This is a genomic window from Pseudomonas sp. GW823-FHT05G12 (genome assembly GCF_058795575.1).
Genome location: NZ_CM179501.1, coordinates 2,533,468 through 2,548,945, shown reverse-complemented (window position 1 = coordinate 2,548,945; position 15,478 = coordinate 2,533,468). Strand labels below are relative to the sequence as shown.

Sequence of the window (15,478 nt, the reverse complement as noted above, 5' to 3'; positions counted from 1 at the left end):
TCACGTGAGCGGGTAATGACCTGCACGCAACTGCAGGGCCGTACACCCAAACCGACGCCGCACGCACTTGCCAAGGTAGCTGGCATCACCCAGGCCCACCTCATCGGCAATCTGCGCCAGGCTGTGGCTGGAGTTGAGCAAACGCCAGCGCGCCTGCTGCAAGCGCATCTCCAGCCACCAGGCCTTGGTGCTCATACCGTGGCTGGCCTGGAACTGCCGGTCCAGTTGACGCCTGCTGATGCCCAGCTCTGCGGCCAGTTGCTCCACGGCCAACGGTGTGCCCAGGTGATGACGCATCAGTGCTTGCGCCCGTTGCACCTGGCGCCCCTGACCAGCACCCAGCTCCAGCGAGCGCAAGGCGTGACGGCTGTCGCGGGTCTCGTCCACCAGCATGTCAGCCAGCCCTTTGAGCGCACGGGTTCGCCCGCAAGCGCGTGACAGTAGTGCAACGGCCAGGTCTATGGCGGCAGTGCCACCGGCGCACGTGATGCGGTTGCCATCGATGCAGTACAACTGCTCGCGCAGCAGCTGCAACTGCGGAAACGCAGCACGAAACTCGGCTTCGTGACGCCAGTGCACCACCACCTTGTGCCCCTGCAACAGGCCGCAGGCAGCCAGCAGGAAGGCGCCATTGTCGACCCCCACCAGCTTGACTCCCGCCTTGGCGGCCTGCCTGAGCAACGCCTGGTAACGTGGCGCCAGCGCCGCGGTGGCCATGGCACTGCGACCGCCGAACACCACCAGGTAGTCGAATAGGTCAAGGTCGAGCTGATCGGCAATGGCCTCGACCTGCAGCACTGCGCCACTGCTCGACGGTACCGGCTCAAGGCTGAGCCCCGCCACCGTCCAGCTGCAATAGCGTTGTTGGCTGTAGTCCTCGTCGTCGGCGCTGAAGCGCAATTTGTCGAGAAAGGCGCCAAACGGCAGCAAGGCAAAATCCGGTAACGGCATGATCAGCAAGCGAATGTCGGGCGGCATGAAACCACGTCCAGAAAAGACTCTTGTATGACCAGATAATACTCTTTCAGCGTGAGCGTTGCGCCATAGACTGTCGCCCTCTCTCGAACAAGGCAGTTTTCAACATGGCACTGGACACCTGGCTCATCTACCTGCTGGCCAGCATCGGCCTGTCGCTGACCCCAGGGCCCAACAGCCTGTTGGCGTTGACCCATGGCGCGCTCTATGGCGCACGGCGAACGCTGTTCACCATCGTGGGCGGGGTATTGGGTTTCAGCGCCCTCATCGCCTTGACCATGTTCGGCCTCAGCGCACTGCTGCAGACCTCGGCGGCAGTGCTGAGCGTCCTGAAGTGGGTGGGTGGGGCTTATTTGATCTGGCTGGGCATTCAACTGTGGCGCAGTCCAGGCCTGCAGCTGGAATTGACCGCGCACAGCGCGCGGCTGGGCAATGCCGGGCTGTTTCGCCAGGGCCTGCTTTCGGCCATGGCGAACCCCAAGGTGCTGCTGTTCTATGGTGCCTTCCTGCCGCAGTTCATCGACCCACAGCGAGGGCTGGTGCTGCAATTTGCGGTGATGGCCGCGACCTTTGCCAGCGTCGAATTTCTGGTCGAATACCTGCTGGCGCGCCTGGCGTTTCGCATTCGGCCATGGCTGGCCAAGGGTGGCAAAGGTTTCAATCGTTGCTGCGGGAGCCTGTTTGCCTTGATTGGCCTGGCGCTGCCGCTTGGCCGATAGCGGGCCCGCGAACACGAGCGAAGCCCGTGCCCTGCACCGCGTAACGGTTCAACCCCGGCGTGCTTTGAGTAGGAACACAACCAGCGCCACACCCGGCAACCCCGCCCCCACCAGTGCCACGCCCTGCCAGCCAAACTGGCTGAACAACGCACTGGCCACCGCCGACCCCAGCGCCCCGCCGAGGAAGATGCTGGTCATGTACACCGCATTCAGCCGCCCGCGGCTGGCCGGGTCCAGTGCGTACACTTCACGCTGGCCGATGACCATGTTCATCTGCACTGCAAAGTCCAGCAACACGCCGGTAAGGCCCAGGCCAATCACGCTGTATCCCGGCACTGTCAGCCCCAGCAACAAGGCCGCCGGCGCCAGCAACAGCGCCAGCAGCGAGCCTGCCCGGGCATGCCCGGCATCGGCCAGGCGGCCGGCCATGGGCGCAGCAACGGCACCCACCGCGCCGACAAGGGCGAACACAGCGATCTGGCTTTGTGACAGGCCATGCTCCCCGGCAAGCGCCATCGGCACCGCCGTCCAGTAAAGGCTGAACGCTGCAAACATCAATGCCTGGTACAACGAACGCTGGCGCAACAGCGGATAACGACGCAGCAGTGTGAGCAGCGACAGCATCAGCCTGGCATAGCTGGCTTTGTGCTCGGGCCGCCGCTGCGGCAAGGTCAATGACAGCAACAGGATGATCGCCAGCATTACCCCGGCGGCGCCAATGAACACCGCACGCCAGCCGAAGTGGTCGGCCACCAGGCTCGACAGCGGTCGCGCCAGCAGGATGCCCAGCAGCAAGCCGCCCATGATGTTACCGACCACACGTCCACGCTGCTGCTCCGGCGCCAGGTGCGCCGCCAGCGGGATGAGCATCTGCACCGACACCGAACTGAAGCCGATCAGCAGTGCGTAACCCAGGAACAGCTGCCCCTGGCCACTGCTGCTGGTGCCCGCCAGCAGCAGGCTGACGCAGGCCAGGACCGCGGTGGCCACCATCAGGCGGCGGTTTTCCAGCAGGTCGGCCAGCGGTACCAGCAATAACAGGCCCAAGGCATAGCCCAACTGCGTGAGCGAAACGATCAGGCTGGCATGCTCGGTGGACAGCCCCAGGTCGGGGGCGATCAGCCCGACGATGGGCTGGGCGTAGTAGATGTTGGCGACAATCGCGCCGCAGCAGAACGCCAGCAGCACTACCAGAGCCCGACTCAGGCTGGCGGCTGCCGGTTGCGCTGTCGCAAGGGAGGGGTTCATGCGAAGTTCCTCGACAAGGGTTGGGTATATGCTGGCCACCTTACCCATGGACGTCAGCGCCGAGAATCCCGCGGTGGCGCAATGCGGCTTTGCGCACTGCGCAACACTAGTGACCGTGTATGAGCAAATTTTCGCAAAAGTCGATGAATGCGTTTACTCGCCGTGAGCCCCGGTGGTTGGGCATATACAGGGCGTTGATGCTGCTATTGGCTGCGCCAGGACTGGCCTGCCAGTCGGGGAATACCCGTTGCAGGCGCCCTGCCAACACATCCTCGCGTACCAGCCAATCAGCCAGCAGTGCGATACCACTGCCTGCCAGTGCCGTTTCACGCAACATGTCGGCATTGGCGCTGCGCAAGGGCCCGCTTACGTCCAGTTCCAGGCTGTCCTGGCCACAGGTCAGGCGCCAGGGGCGCGCTTTGTGCCCATAGCGAAAGCGCAGGCAGGCATGGTCAAGCAACTCCCGGGGATGCTGCAGTGGCTCACGCCCGGCCAGGTAAGCCGGGCTGGCCACCAGCCAACGCTGAAAACGGCCGAGCCGGCGGCACACCAATTCGTCATTGGGCGAGGGGTCACCCAGGCGAATCGACAGGTCATAGCGCCCGTCAAGCAAGTCGTCCAGGCGGTCGCTGAGATCGATGTCCAGTTCCAGCGCCGGGTGCTGCGCCAGGAATGGCCCCAGGTGCGGGGCGATGACCCGCCGGCCGAACTCCACTGGCAGGCTCAGGCGCAGTACACCCACAGGCTCCTCGCCGCGATCGGCGATGCTGGCATCCGCCTCGTCCAGTGCTTCAAAAATGCCCCGTGCCCGCTGGTAGTAACGGGCGCCGGCCTCGGTCAGGCTGACCTGGCGCGTCGAGCGGTTGAGCAAGGTGGCGCCCAGCGACGCTTCCAGCGCATCGACCAGACGTGTCACCGACGATGTCGCCAGCCCTAGCCTGCGCGCGGCAGCAGAAAAGCCTTGGGCATCGACAGTGGCCACGAACATTTTCATCGCCAGCAGCTTGTCCATGTTCAGCCCGTCTTCCAAAACTCGGAAAGTTCTTACAAACAGCCGGGCGGGTCAAGCCGCGCGCGCCAAGGCGATTGCGTCCATAGTGGAATCCACCCATTTCCAAGGAGGCTTACCATGACCCTGAACAACCTGCTGACCGCCCTGCCGCCCTGCGATCCCGCCAGCGCCGAACGTGTCGACGAATTGCTCAGCCGCCCAGGTATCCGCGTGGAACGTATCGTCTCCAGCGGGCAGGCCAGCCCACCCGGCTTCTGGTACGACCAGGCCGAAGGCGAGTGGATCATGTTGCTCAGTGGTGCTGCCGCCCTGCGTTTCGAGCACGAGCACCACACCCGCCTGCTGGCGCCGGGCGATTGTCTGGACATCCCCCCGCACGACCGCCACCGCGTGGAATGGACCGCGCCCGGCACGGCCACCATCTGGCTCGCGGTGTTCTATAGCAGCAGCACCCCATGGCCGGCCTGAAGGGGCCATGCCGGCCCGTGCACAAGGCGCAATTGTCCCGACGCCGTGCAAGGTTGGGCTTACGACCAACGCATGAATACAAATCGAAGAGGCGTCATAAACGCCTCGTTCAATGCGTTTTTCTGCACCTTATCTATACTTTTGGCCACATCTTCGTAAGTTCAGCCCTGCGACAATCAGCCTCGCTCAATTATGTACCAACTTGTTAATTAGCAAGCTAAGGGCTTAAACTGCGCGCATTCCACCTGCTGAGATCCCTGGCATGAAAGAAACACCGCGCGCCTCTGGCGCCACAAACTTCATCCTGGTCGGCCTGGGCGTGATCATCGCCCTGCTCGGCCTCCTCCTCGCTGCTGGCGGCGTCAAGCTCGCCGGTCTGGGCGGTTCCTGGTACTTCCTGATCGGCGGCTTGGCCATGGCCATCGCCGGTGTCCTCATTGCTCGCCGCAAGAAGGCGGGCGCCTGGCTGTATGCCGTGTTCCTGGTCGGTACTGCCATCTGGGCACTGATCGATGCGGGCCTGGTGTTCTGGCCGCTGTTCTCGCGCCTGTTCATGTTCGGCGCAATCGGCATGGTCGTGGCGCTGGTCTACCCGCTGCTGGCGCGTGCCAACGGCGCCAGCGCCGGGCGCGGTGCGTACGGCGTAGCCGGGGTAATGGCCGTGGTACTGGTGATCGCGGTCGGCAACATGTTCGTTGCCCACCCAAGCGTCGCCCCCACCGGCAAAGGCCCGGGCATGACCCCGGTCGAAACCGGCAAGGAACAGAAAGACTGGGCCCACTATGGCAACACCGAAGGTGGCAGCCGCTTCGCCGCGCTTGACCAGATCAACCGGGACAACGTCAACAAGCTGAAAGTGGCCTGGACCTACCAAACCGGCGACGTTGCAATCAGTGACGGCAACGGTGCCGAAGACCAGCTCACCCCGTTGCAGATCGGCAGCAAGGTGTTCATCTGCACCCCGCACAACAACCTGATCGCACTCGATGCCGACACCGGCAAAGAGCTGTGGAAGAACGAAATCAACGCCCAGTCCAAGGTCTGGCAGCGTTGCCGTGGCATGGCCTACTTCGACGCCACTGCAGCCATCGCCCAGCCAACCCAGCCGAACAGCTCGCCGATCACCGGCGTTAGCGTAGCGGCCGGTGCCAACTGCCAGCGTCGCCTGCTGACCAACACCATCGACGGCCGCCTGATTGCCGTCGACGCCGACACCGGCGAGTTCTGCCAGGGCTTCGGCAACAACGGCCAGGTCGACCTCAAGGCAGGCCTGGGTGATGTCCCGGACTCCTACTACCAGCTGTCCTCGGCACCGCTGATGGCCGGCACCACCGTGGTGGTCGGCGGCCGTGTTGCCGACAACGTCCAGACCGACATGCCAGGCGGCGTGATCCGTGGTTTTGACGTGATCACCGGTGAAATGCGCTGGGCCTTCGACCCGGGCAACCCGGAAGATCGCCAGGCTCCGCAGGGCGACAAGACCTACGTGCGCAGCACCCCGAACAGCTGGGCACCGATGTCCTACGACCCGGCAATGAACACCGTGTTCCTGCCGATGGGCTCGTCCTCCACCGACATCTACGGTGTTGAGCGCAGCAAACTGGACCACACTTACGGCGCTTCGGTGCTGGCCCTGGACGCCACCACCGGCAACCAGAAATGGGTGTTCCAGACCGTGCACAACGACCTCTGGGACTTCGACCTGCCCATGCAGCCAAGCCTGATCGACTTCACCAAGGACGACGGCCAGTCGGTACCTGCGGTGGTGATCGGCACCAAGGCCGGGCAGATCTACGTGCTCGACCGCGCCACTGGCAAGCCGCTGACCCAGGTCGACGAAGTACCGGTCAAGCCAAGCAACATCCCGAACGAGCCGTACTCCCCTACCCAGCCCAAGTCGGTGGGCATGCCGCAGATCGGCGCGCAGACCCTGACCGAATCGGACATGTGGGGCGCCACCCCGTATGACCAGTTGCTGTGCCGCATCGACTTCAAGAAGATGCGCTACGACGGCCTGTACACCGCGCCGGGTACCGACCTGTCGCTGAGCTTCCCGGGTTCGCTGGGTGGCATGAACTGGGGCAGCATTTCTACCGACCCGGTACATGGCTTCATCTTCGTCAACGACATGCGTCTGGGCCTGTGGATCCAGATGATCCCGTCGCAGAACAAAGGTGGCGCGGCTTCCGGTGGCGAAGCACTGAACACTGGCATGGGCGCGGTACCGCTCAAGGGCACCCCGTATGCCGTGAACAAGAACCGCTTCCTGTCGGTCGCCGGCATTCCATGCCAGGCACCGCCGTTCGGCACCCTGACCGCCATCGACATGAAGACCCGCCAGGTGGCCTGGCAGGTGCCGGTCGGCACCGTTGAAGACACCGGTCCGCTCGGTATCCGCATGCACCTGCCGATCAAGATCGGCCTGCCAACCCTTGGCGGCACCCTGTCGACCCAAGGCGGCCTGGTGTTCATCGCAGGTACCCAGGACTTCTACCTGCGCGCCTATGACAGCAGCAACGGCAAGGAAATCTGGAAGGCTCGCCTGCCCGTGGGCAGCCAGGGCGGCCCGATGACCTACGTCTCGCCGAAGACCGGCAAGCAGTACGTGGTGATCACCGCTGGCGGCGCCCGCCAGTCGACTGACCGCGGCGACTATGTGATTTCTTACGCTCTGCCGTAAGACCGCGTCGCCTGCTTCGCGGGCAAGCCCGCTCCTACAAGGCCCCTGTAGGAGCGGGCTTGCCCGCGAATGCCCCTCAAAGACAATCCGAGATTCTGTAATGCCATCCGCAATTCGCATCACCCCCACCCTGCTGCTGGCCCTGGCCAGCACCACCGCCCTTGCCAACGACGACCTCATGACCCGCAGCACCCTGACCGGTGACTGGGGCGGCCTGCGCCATCAACTCGAAGAAGACGGCGTCAAGATCACCGGCGACTACAGCGGTGAAACCGCCTACAACGCCCACGGTGGCCTGCACCGTTCGGCGCGCTATTCGCAGAACGTCAAGCTGGGCGTGCAGTTCGACCTGTCGAAACTGTACGGCCTGGACAACGGCGGCAAGGTCCAGCTGACCATCAACGACCGCCGCGGCAACAGCGCTTCGGAAGACTTGGTAGGCAACCGCCTGCCAATCCAGGAAAACTTCGGCGGCCTGTACACCCGCCTGACCGAGCTGAGCTACGAGCGCACGCTGTTCACCCCGGCGCTCAACGTCAAGCTCGGCTACATGGCCATGGGCAACGACCTCGGCGGCCTGGACAGCGGTATCCTGTGCAACTTCATGAACGCCGGCTTCTGCGGCCACCCGCTGAACATGTCGGGCGGCAGTGGCTGGACCAACTACCCCAACGCCCACCTCGGCGTGCGCGTGAAGTACGACCTGTCACCTGCCTGGCAGTTGCGCGTGGCGGCGTTCAACGTCGACCCCGAAAGCAACGGCAACTCCAGCCGCGCCTGGCACCTGGGGCCCAAGCACACCACCGGCACCGTGGTACCGGTAGAACTGGTATACAAGCTGCAGGCTGAACTGCCAGGCGAGTACAAGCTTGGCTACTACTACGACAGCTCTGATGTGAAACGCATCGGCAGCGATGATGAAGTGTCCGGCCGGGGTGGACATTACCTGCTGGTCGACCAGGCGGTGTGGAACGACCAGGCCTCCCCAGGCCGAAGCCTGCACGCCTTCGGCCAGTACTCGGCGTCGAGCAAGGCCGCTTCGCCGTTCACCAAGTGGTATGGCGCCGGCGTGGTGCTGTACAAGCCGTTCGAAGGCCGCCCAAAGGATACCGTGGCACTGGGTTACGGCCGCGCCGTACCCAACCCGCGTAGCCGCGATGTGCTGGAAGATGCCGCGTTCAACGCGGGCCAGCAGTTCCCGGACATCGACAGCGCCGAGCAGTTGATCGAACTGAGCTACGGCTACCAGGCCACGCCATGGCTGAACCTGCGCCCTGATGTGCAATACATCATCGAGCCAGGGGCGTTCTCGGGCAAAGACATCGACAACGCACTCGTGGTCGGCCTGCAGGTCAAGGCGACCTTCTGAACCGCCGGGGCCGCACTGCGGCCCCATCCGCCGGCGCAACCCTCAAGCCTGTTTGAGGTAGTCCACCAGCCTCAGCAGCATGGCATCACAGCCGCGCAACTGCTCGACACTGACAAACTCATCCGGCTTGTGGCCCTGGTCCATGCTGCCAGGCCCGCACACCACGGTGGGGATGCCCGCCTGGTCGAACAAGCCACCTTCGGTACCAAACGCTACCGTACCGAACGTATCCGAACCGCTGAGTAGCGCCACCAACCGCGCAGCCTCGCTGTCTTCCGGTGTCGCCAGCCCCGGATAGGCACTCAGCGGCGCCAGGCGAATGGCGCTGGCGGTATTGACCTTGCGCATACGCGGCAGCAACTCGGCTTCAGCATAGGTTTGCAACTGGTCGGCGACCGCCTGCGCCTCGAACCCTGGGAGCGCACGCACTTCGAAATCGAACTCGCACTCGTCCGGCACGATGTTCAGCGCCCTGCCCCCTTTGATCACGCCGGTCTGCACCGTGGAGAACGGCGGATCGAAGCGCTCGTCGTGATGAGCCGGCAGTGCCAGGGCATCGCCGATTTCACCCAACTTGCCAATCAGTTTCGCCGCATACTCGATGGCGTTCACCCCATACGGCGCGTACGCCGAATGGCACGCTGCGCCCTGTACCTGGCAACGCATTGCCAGCTTGCCCTTGTGCCCCAGCACCGGTTTGAGTTCGGTGGGTTCACCGATCAGGCACAGCCGTGGTTTACACGGGCGCTTTTCGAGGGCAGCCAGCATCGAGCGCACGCCCAGGCAACCGACTTCTTCGTCGTAGGAAAACGCCAGGTGTACCGGCATGCGCAACGGCTGCGCGAGAAACGCGGGCACAGCAGCCAACACCGAGGCGATAAAGCCTTTCATGTCGGCCGTGCCGCGGCCATACAGGCGGCCGTCACGCTCACTCAGGGCAAACGGCTCGACCGTCCAGGCCTGGCCATCCACCGGCACCACATCGGTATGCCCAGACAGCACCACACCACCAACATCCTTGGGGCCGACAGTGGCGAACAGGTTGGCCTTGGTGCCCTCCGGGTTATGGAACAGCTCGCATTCCACCCCCAGCTCGGCCAGGTAATCACGGATAAAACTGATCAGCGCCAGGTTGGAGTCGCGGCTCACCGTGGCAAAGCCGATCAGCCGGGCCAGCAGTGCGCGACTGGCAAATTCACTCATCGCCCGGCACCCCATAGCTTGGCGCGGCGGTCGGGTTGAGGGCGCGGGTGACGTAATCCTGCATCTGCGGGCGATAGGCTTGCCACAGGCCATCGAGCACGCCGATCGGGTCGCTGTCGGCCCAGTCGACGCGCAGGTCCACCAGCGGCCAGGTCAGCTCGCCAGCAATCTTCAGCGCCGCCGAGTGCACGGGCCCCGCTTCGCCACCCGCGGCCATCGCCGCGTGCATGGCTGCCAGCAGGCGGTCGGCCAGGTGGCCGCCGGCCTGCTCGAAGGCCAGCACCATGGCTTCGATCACCTGGGTCGAGGACAGCAGGTTGCCAGCCGCCGCGCATTGTTCGCCGGCCATTGCATGGTGTGTGCCCAGTGCTTCCCGCCCGGTGAACAGGGCCACCTGGCCGTGGCTGTCGATCACCGTGACCTGGCGGTACTCGCTCCAGCCATTGGCACTGAGCACCCTGTCCAGCGCAGCGGCGGGCGGCAACTGGCCATGCTCCAGGGTATCGAGAATCTGCGGGCCCAGCGCCGGCAGGGTGATGTTCTGGGTCGAGACTGCGCCCACACCGGCACGCACCCAGGGGCAACGGGCACCCACGGCGATGCTCGACGAGCTGATGGCAATACCGACCTGGCCGGTTTCCTGGCAACGACCAATGATGGAGAACGTCATGTCATGGTTCCTGTTGTGCTGTGCGATACACGGCATTCTGAGTGGAACCTTCGGGCGGGCGAAACGACCTTTTTCCGAGGGGGTAGGCAGGAAAAAACTATGCTCTAGGGCCCGCCCTCCGCACCCGCTCGAAAAACCACGTCACCCACCCGGCCAACCTGCCCCACAGGCCAGAGAAATCAAGGCCTTCGCCGTTTTATCGGCAAGCACCAGCTAAATACTATTTTCGCCATTTCCACGGCATCCCTAGTCTGGCTCCAGGCAACGGCGGTCCTCCAAACCGACCTGACAATAACCGCCTGAACAAGGGCTCGGACATGACACTGAACAACCTCGAAATCGACACCCTCGTCGTCGGCGCCGGCCAGGCCGGCGTGGCCATGAGCGAACACCTGAGCAAGCTTGGCGTGCCGCACCTGGTACTGGAGCGCAACCGCATCGCACAGGCCTGGCGTACCGGCCGCTGGGACTCGTTGGTCGCCAACGGCCCGGCCTGGCACGACCGCTTCCCGGGGCTGGAATTCAACCTCGACGCCGATGCATTCGCCGGCAAGGATCAGGTGGCCGACTACTTCGAGCAGTACGTACGCAAGTACAACCTGCCCGTGCGCACCGGCATTGAAGTGAAGCGCGTGGTGCGTAACAGCGACCGCCCTGGCTTCACCATCGACACCAGTGAAGGCGTGATTCGCGCCAATCGCGTAGTCGCCGCCACCGGCCCGTTCCAGAAACCAGTGATCCCGGCCATCGCGCCGAAAGACAGCAACCTGCACCAGATTCATTCCGCCGCTTACTTCAACCCAGAGCAGTTGCCTGAAGGCGCGGTACTGGTGGTCGGTGCCGGCTCTTCCGGCGTGCAGATTGCCGAAGAGCTGATGCGCGCCGGACGCCAGGTGTACCTGTCGGTCGGCGCCCACGACCGCCCGCCGCGTGCCTACCGCAACCGCGACTTCTGCTGGTGGCTGGGCGTGCTGGGCGAGTGGGACGCGGAAATTGCCAAGCCCGGTCGCGAGCATGTGACCATCGCAGTCAGCGGCGCCCGTGGAGGCCACACCGTGGACTTCCGTGCCCTCGCCCACCAGGGCATGACCCTGGTCGGCCTGACCCAGTCGTTCGAAAACGGCGTCGCGCACTTCCAGGACAACCTGGTCGAGAACATCAACCGAGGAGACGAAAACTACCTGGCCCTGCTGGATGCGGCCGATGCCTACATCGAACGCAACGGCCTGGACCTGCCGGAAGAGCCCGAAGCCCGCCAGCGCCTGGCCGACCCGGAGTGCATGCGCAACCCGCTGCAGCAGCTGGACCTGGCCAAGGCCGGCGTCAGCAGCATCATCTGGGCCACCGGTTACGGCGTGGATTTCAGCTGGCTGCAGGTAGACACCTTCGATGCCAACGGCAAGCCCCAGCACCAGCGTGGTGTGGCCCGTGAGCCGGGCGTGTACTTCCTCGGCCTGCCGTGGTTGTCGCGCCGTGGTTCATCGTTCATCTGGGGGGTGTGGCACGACGCCAAGCACGTCGCCGGCCACATCGCCACACAACGCACCTACACCGCCTACCGCGACCGCGAGCAACGCGCAGCGGATGAGCAGCAAACCGCCAAGATCAGCAATGTCAGCACCCTCGGAGCCCACTGATGCCTACCCATACTCGCATCCGCATGTTCAACACCAAGGAAACCTACCCCAACCAGACCCTGGACAACGACTTGTGTCAGGCCGTGCGGGCGGGCAATACCATCTACGTGCGCGGCCAGGTCGGTACCGACTTCGAAGGCAAGCTGGTGGGCCTGGGTGACCCGCGCGCACAAACCGAACAGGCGATGAAGAACGTCAAGCAACTGCTTGAAGAAGCCGGCTCGGACCTGTCGCACATCGTCAAGACCACCACCTACATCACCGACCCGCGTTTCCGCGAGCCGGTGTACAAGGAGGTGGGCAAGTGGCTCAAGGGCGTGTTCCCGATTTCCACCGGGTTGGTGGTAGCCGGGTTGGCCCAGGCCGAGTGGCTGATGGAGATCGACGTGATCGCCGTGGTACCCGATCAGCAATGACCGCAGGCCTGAATGGCGGGTGGTGACTGCCACCTGCCGTCCAGCCACGCCTGGGTTGCCCGTGCCGCAGCGTGCAAGCGCTGAGGTGCGGGCACGTCAACGGACGACAGTTCCACGCTGACACGTCGCCCGCAGTTCGCGCGTGGCTGGCTACCCGGCGCAGCTCCAACGCCATTGGGCGTACCACACCCAGTCCATTCAGTAGGTCGCCCTCCCGCCGCTGAGGTCAAACACAAAGCCAGTGGTAAAGCTGCACTCAGGCCCGGCGATCCAGCTGACCATGTTGGCAATCTCCTCGGCCTTGAGGAAGCGCCCCATGGGGATCTTGGCCTTGCTCGCGGCAATATGCTCGGCCGTCATCTCGGCCATCAGCGGCGTCTCGACCATCGCCGGTGCCACGCAGTTGAGCAGCACGCCATCCTGCGCCAGCTCCTTGGCTGCCGCCTTGGTGAAAGCGATGACCCCGGCCTTGGCTGCCGAATAGCCCGAGATGTACTGCACACCCTCCTTGCCGGCCATGGAGGCGATATTGACGATGCGCCCGTAGCCGCGCTCACGCATGTGCGCGATGGCGGTGCGGCAGCAATAGAACACACCGTTCAGGTCGATGGCGATGACCTTGTCCCAGGCCTCTGGCGGGTACTCCCAAGACGCCACCACCGGGCCGTTGATGCCGGCATTGTTGACCAAAATCTGCACCTGCCCCAAACGCGCCAGCGTCTGGGCAAAAGCCGCCTCCACCGAGGCCAGCGACGACACATCCACTGCCTGGCGCAGCACCGGCTCGAAGCCGTTTTCCGTACTGCTCCAGCCATCGACGGCAAGGTCCCAGATCACCACCTGGGCGCCGGCGACATGCAAGCGGCGGGCAATCGCCAGGCCGATGCCACGCATGCCACCGGTGACGATAGCGGTTTGGCCTTGCAGGTACTGGCTCATTGTTCAGCTCCATTTTCGACAGAAGGAATATCCGGCAAGCGACGCAGGTCACATGCCTTTTGGGGCGCTAGCCGAGACGATCCTCCAGGCCATGGAGGATGCCGCCCGGGACGGGTGTTCTGTTCAGTGTTCATCAGGATTGCGCGCTTGTTGTTGGAAGGGCACACAACGGAGGGGCTAGGCAAACCCGAACAATCGCCGAGGGGTGTCCCACATCACTGTGCGGCGCAGCCGGGCATCTGGCATCAGGCGCTCGGCCAGCTTCAGCAGCGGGCCGTAGTCCACCCGCGCGGGCTGGCGAATGAACGGCCAGTCCGAACCCCACACACAGGCTTGGGCGCCAAAGGCTTCGAGCAGGGCCTGCACGTATGCACAGCTCTGTTCGAACAAGGCATCCGCTGCGGCAAACTTCTGCATGCCTGACAGCTTCACGCAGGCGCGGCCACTGTCGGCCAGCCGCAGCAACGCCTGGAAGCCGGCCTGCTGCACACCGGCAGCGACATCCGGGCGGCCGCAATGGTCAATCAACAGACGAGCCTGCGAGCCTTGCAGCAGGCCGTGCAGGTCCAGCAACTGGTCGTCACACACCTGCAGCTGGGCGAACAGGCCAAGCTCGGCGAGCTTGCCGAACAGACCGTCAACGCCCTTGAGGCTGGCTACCCCGTACAGCGCGGGGTTGAAGGCGATACCCACCACGCCTTGCGCCTGCAAGGCCGCCAGCGCATCAAGGTTGATGTCCGCCTTGACCACCGCCACCCCCTTGAACCGCCCCTGCCCGCTGGCCAAGGCATGCAGCAGGCAGCGGTTGTCGGTGTGGTAGCCGCTGTTGGGGCCCACCAGCAAGGCATGTTGCACGCCGTAAGCGTCCATCACCCGGGTGAACTGCGCCTGGGTGGCGACCTCCTGGCCGGAGGGCGCATAGGGTGCGTCGGGGTGATAGGGGAAACGGGGAGGGTCAAACAAATGGTTATGGCAATCGATCTTCGCTTCGTCAAATATGTTCACCCAGCACTCCCGTCAAGCGCCACTGCGCTTGTCTGCAGATCTTGTTATTGTGCGCCGCAAGGGCGATTAGGCTGGGGTTCACGATACTGTGTGGCCGGCTTTGACGCTCATGCCCAGATGGCGAAAACCATAACCGAAGGTAATACACATGCTGCTTGGCAACGAAGGCGCGGACGCAAGCCCCATGGTGTTCAAGCTGCGGCACATGGAAGTGTTCAGGGCGGTGATGCTGACGGGCTCGATCAGCGCGGCGGCCAAATTGCTGTATGTGTCGCAGCCGGCGGTGAGCAAGCTGATCCAGTACATCGAAGCGCGCCTGGCCTACCCGCTGTTCGAGCGCGTCAACAACCGCCTGGTGCCGACGGCCGAAGCGCAGGTGCTGTTTCGCGAGGTCGAGCGGGTGTACCAGGCAGCGTTGCAGGTCAACGAATGCGCCCTCGCGCTGGGCGCTGGCGGCCAGCGCAAGTTGCGTATCTCGTGTAGTGCATCGTTGTCCACGGTGGTGATCCCGATGGCCCTGGCCCAGCTCAAGCGTGAATCACCGTCACTGAATATCGAGTGGCAAACCTCGTTGATGGGCGAAATGCCCAATCAGATCCTGTCGAAGAAGGTTGACCTGTCGATCGCCGCCCTGCCGGTGGTGCACGACCACCTGCATTCGCAAGCGTTCATGCGTGGACGCATGGTGGTGGTGATGCCGCCGGGTCACCCTTTGGCCGGTCAGCCCGCGCTGACCTTGCAGCAGCTGGAGGGCCATGCGTTGCTGCTGTTCCGGCCCGACATGCCGTTTGGCAAGCTGTTGGCCGAACACATCGGGCGCCGCGGGCTACAGCTGAAATCACTGTTGTCGTTCACCAATGCCAACGAGGCTGTGGCGTTGGTCAAGCAAGGCATGGGCATCAGCGTGATCGACGAGTTCGTTGCACAGGACAGCGGGCTCGCGGTGGTGCCGTTGGCCGATGAGATTCACTTCGATATCAGCTTCGTCTATTCGCGCTTCGAGCCGCCCTCGCATGCAGCGGTGCAGTTGATGCGGGTGTTGCAGGGGCAGGCGCAGAAGCTGGGGCGGGCGCTTGCGCCGGGCTGATCATCTACGCAACCGCCCCACCGAGTCGCCTGATTCCCGGTCGCACCCGC

Annotated in this window: 14 protein-coding genes; 7 read left to right on the top strand and 7 right to left on the bottom strand. The window is 64.0% G+C overall.

The features are described 5' to 3' along the window. The gene (locus AC3RCM_RS11580) at nucleotides 1-978 is read right to left on the bottom strand and encodes a GlxA family transcriptional regulator (protein WP_104887758.1); all 978 of its coding nucleotides are present in this window, start codon (nucleotides 976-978) and stop codon (nucleotides 1-3) included. 104 nt (nucleotides 979-1,082) lie between these two features. Between AC3RCM_RS11580 and AC3RCM_RS11575 the strand changes: the two genes are divergently transcribed. Then, nucleotides 1,083-1,694, top strand: coding sequence for a LysE family translocator (locus AC3RCM_RS11575; protein WP_010954419.1), 612 nt, complete (start codon nucleotides 1,083-1,085; stop codon nucleotides 1,692-1,694). Between the two features lie 48 nt (nucleotides 1,695-1,742). On the opposite strand, the gene AC3RCM_RS11570 is transcribed toward AC3RCM_RS11575, so the two are convergent. Together AC3RCM_RS11570 and AC3RCM_RS11565 are read right to left on the bottom strand one after the other, a co-directional pair. Next, nucleotides 1,743-2,942: an MFS transporter gene (locus AC3RCM_RS11570; protein ID WP_104887759.1), complete on the bottom strand. Its 1,200-nt coding sequence runs from the start codon at nucleotides 2,940-2,942 to the stop codon at nucleotides 1,743-1,745. Nucleotides 2,943-3,048: 106 nt separating this feature from the next. Further along, nucleotides 3,049-3,954, bottom strand: coding sequence for a LysR family transcriptional regulator (locus tag AC3RCM_RS11565; protein WP_064492680.1), 906 nt, complete (start codon nucleotides 3,952-3,954; stop codon nucleotides 3,049-3,051). A 117-nt stretch (nucleotides 3,955-4,071) separates the two neighbouring features. On the opposite strand from AC3RCM_RS11565, the gene AC3RCM_RS11560 reads away from it, so the two are divergent. The 3 genes from AC3RCM_RS11560 (at nucleotide 4,072) to AC3RCM_RS11550 (ending at nucleotide 8,471) form a co-directional block, all read left to right on the top strand. Further along, nucleotides 4,072-4,422, top strand: coding sequence for a cupin domain-containing protein (locus tag AC3RCM_RS11560; RefSeq protein ID WP_003247774.1), 351 nt, complete (start codon nucleotides 4,072-4,074; stop codon nucleotides 4,420-4,422). A gap of 262 nt (nucleotides 4,423-4,684) precedes the next feature. Further along, nucleotides 4,685-7,102: a glucose/quinate/shikimate family membrane-bound PQQ-dependent dehydrogenase gene (locus tag AC3RCM_RS11555; protein WP_409322523.1), complete on the top strand. Its 2,418-nt coding sequence runs from the start codon at nucleotides 4,685-4,687 to the stop codon at nucleotides 7,100-7,102. 100 nt (nucleotides 7,103-7,202) lie between these two features. After that, nucleotides 7,203-8,471: a carbohydrate porin gene (locus AC3RCM_RS11550; protein WP_064492650.1), complete on the top strand. Its 1,269-nt coding sequence runs from the start codon at nucleotides 7,203-7,205 to the stop codon at nucleotides 8,469-8,471. Nucleotides 8,472-8,513: 42 nt separating this feature from the next. Here AC3RCM_RS11550 and argE read toward each other — a convergent pair whose 3' ends face one another. Together argE and AC3RCM_RS11540 are read right to left on the bottom strand one after the other, a co-directional pair. Next, nucleotides 8,514-9,674 carry an acetylornithine deacetylase gene (gene argE, locus AC3RCM_RS11545; protein ID WP_392525839.1) on the bottom strand — a complete coding sequence of 387 codons (1,161 nt, stop codon included), beginning with the start codon at nucleotides 9,672-9,674 and terminating at the stop codon, nucleotides 8,514-8,516. Next, entirely contained in the window at nucleotides 9,667-10,344 is a 678-nt protein-coding gene (locus AC3RCM_RS11540; RefSeq protein WP_104887760.1) for a DUF1028 domain-containing protein, read from the bottom strand. Before AC3RCM_RS11540 ends, argE begins: the two co-directional genes overlap by 8 nt. Nucleotides 10,345-10,661: 317 nt before the next feature. On the opposite strand from AC3RCM_RS11540, the gene AC3RCM_RS11535 reads away from it, so the two are divergent. Together AC3RCM_RS11535 and AC3RCM_RS11530 are read left to right on the top strand one after the other, a co-directional pair. Further along, nucleotides 10,662-11,981, top strand: coding sequence for a flavin-containing monooxygenase (locus tag AC3RCM_RS11535; RefSeq protein WP_104887761.1), 1,320 nt, complete (start codon nucleotides 10,662-10,664; stop codon nucleotides 11,979-11,981). After that, nucleotides 11,981-12,397 carry a RidA family protein gene (locus AC3RCM_RS11530; RefSeq protein ID WP_014590706.1) on the top strand — a complete coding sequence of 139 codons (417 nt, stop codon included), beginning with the start codon at nucleotides 11,981-11,983 and terminating at the stop codon, nucleotides 12,395-12,397. The genes AC3RCM_RS11535 and AC3RCM_RS11530 overlap by 1 nt, the downstream gene beginning before the upstream one ends. A 198-nt stretch (nucleotides 12,398-12,595) precedes the next feature. On the opposite strand, the gene AC3RCM_RS11525 is transcribed toward AC3RCM_RS11530, so the two are convergent. Both AC3RCM_RS11525 and AC3RCM_RS11520 read right to left on the bottom strand, forming a co-directional pair. Further along, complete coding sequence (locus tag AC3RCM_RS11525) at nucleotides 12,596-13,336, bottom strand: SDR family NAD(P)-dependent oxidoreductase (protein WP_064492653.1); 741 nt, start codon at nucleotides 13,334-13,336, stop codon at nucleotides 12,596-12,598. Between the two features lie 177 nt (nucleotides 13,337-13,513). Beyond that, nucleotides 13,514-14,341: an amidohydrolase family protein gene (locus AC3RCM_RS11520; RefSeq protein ID WP_274141795.1), complete on the bottom strand. Its 828-nt coding sequence runs from the start codon at nucleotides 14,339-14,341 to the stop codon at nucleotides 13,514-13,516. A 148-nt stretch (nucleotides 14,342-14,489) separates the two neighbouring features. Here AC3RCM_RS11520 and AC3RCM_RS11515 point away from each other — a divergent pair, with 148 nt between their 5' ends. Next, nucleotides 14,490-15,428 carry a LysR family transcriptional regulator gene (locus tag AC3RCM_RS11515; protein WP_064492655.1) on the top strand — a complete coding sequence of 313 codons (939 nt, stop codon included), beginning with the start codon at nucleotides 14,490-14,492 and terminating at the stop codon, nucleotides 15,426-15,428. Nucleotides 15,429-15,478: the final 50 nt, after the last annotated feature.

Excerpts from the sequence above, each read along its gene's own strand:
- AC3RCM_RS11515 (WP_064492655.1), top strand. The coding sequence starts at position 14,490 with ATGCTGCTTGGCAACGAAGGCGCGGACGCAAGCCCCATGGTGTTCAAG.
- AC3RCM_RS11530 (WP_014590706.1), top strand. The coding sequence starts at position 11,981 with ATGCCTACCCATACTCGCATCCGCATGTTCAACACCAAGGAAACCTAC.
- AC3RCM_RS11565 (WP_064492680.1), bottom strand. The coding sequence starts at position 3,954 with ATGGACAAGCTGCTGGCGATGAAAATGTTCGTGGCCACTGTCGATGCC.
- AC3RCM_RS11575 (WP_010954419.1), top strand. The coding sequence starts at position 1,083 with ATGGCACTGGACACCTGGCTCATCTACCTGCTGGCCAGCATCGGCCTG.
- AC3RCM_RS11540 (WP_104887760.1), bottom strand. The coding sequence starts at position 10,344 with ATGACGTTCTCCATCATTGGTCGTTGCCAGGAAACCGGCCAGGTCGGT.
- AC3RCM_RS11525 (WP_064492653.1), bottom strand. The coding sequence starts at position 13,336 with ATGAGCCAGTACCTGCAAGGCCAAACCGCTATCGTCACCGGTGGCATG.
- AC3RCM_RS11535 (WP_104887761.1), top strand. The coding sequence starts at position 10,662 with ATGACACTGAACAACCTCGAAATCGACACCCTCGTCGTCGGCGCCGGC.
- AC3RCM_RS11570 (WP_104887759.1), bottom strand. The coding sequence starts at position 2,942 with ATGAACCCCTCCCTTGCGACAGCGCAACCGGCAGCCGCCAGCCTGAGT.
- AC3RCM_RS11560 (WP_003247774.1), top strand. The coding sequence starts at position 4,072 with ATGACCCTGAACAACCTGCTGACCGCCCTGCCGCCCTGCGATCCCGCC.
- AC3RCM_RS11550 (WP_064492650.1), top strand. The coding sequence starts at position 7,203 with ATGCCATCCGCAATTCGCATCACCCCCACCCTGCTGCTGGCCCTGGCC.
- AC3RCM_RS11580 (WP_104887758.1), bottom strand. The coding sequence starts at position 978 with ATGCCGCCCGACATTCGCTTGCTGATCATGCCGTTACCGGATTTTGCC.
- argE (WP_392525839.1), bottom strand. The coding sequence starts at position 9,674 with ATGAGTGAATTTGCCAGTCGCGCACTGCTGGCCCGGCTGATCGGCTTT.
- AC3RCM_RS11555 (WP_409322523.1), top strand. The coding sequence starts at position 4,685 with ATGAAAGAAACACCGCGCGCCTCTGGCGCCACAAACTTCATCCTGGTC.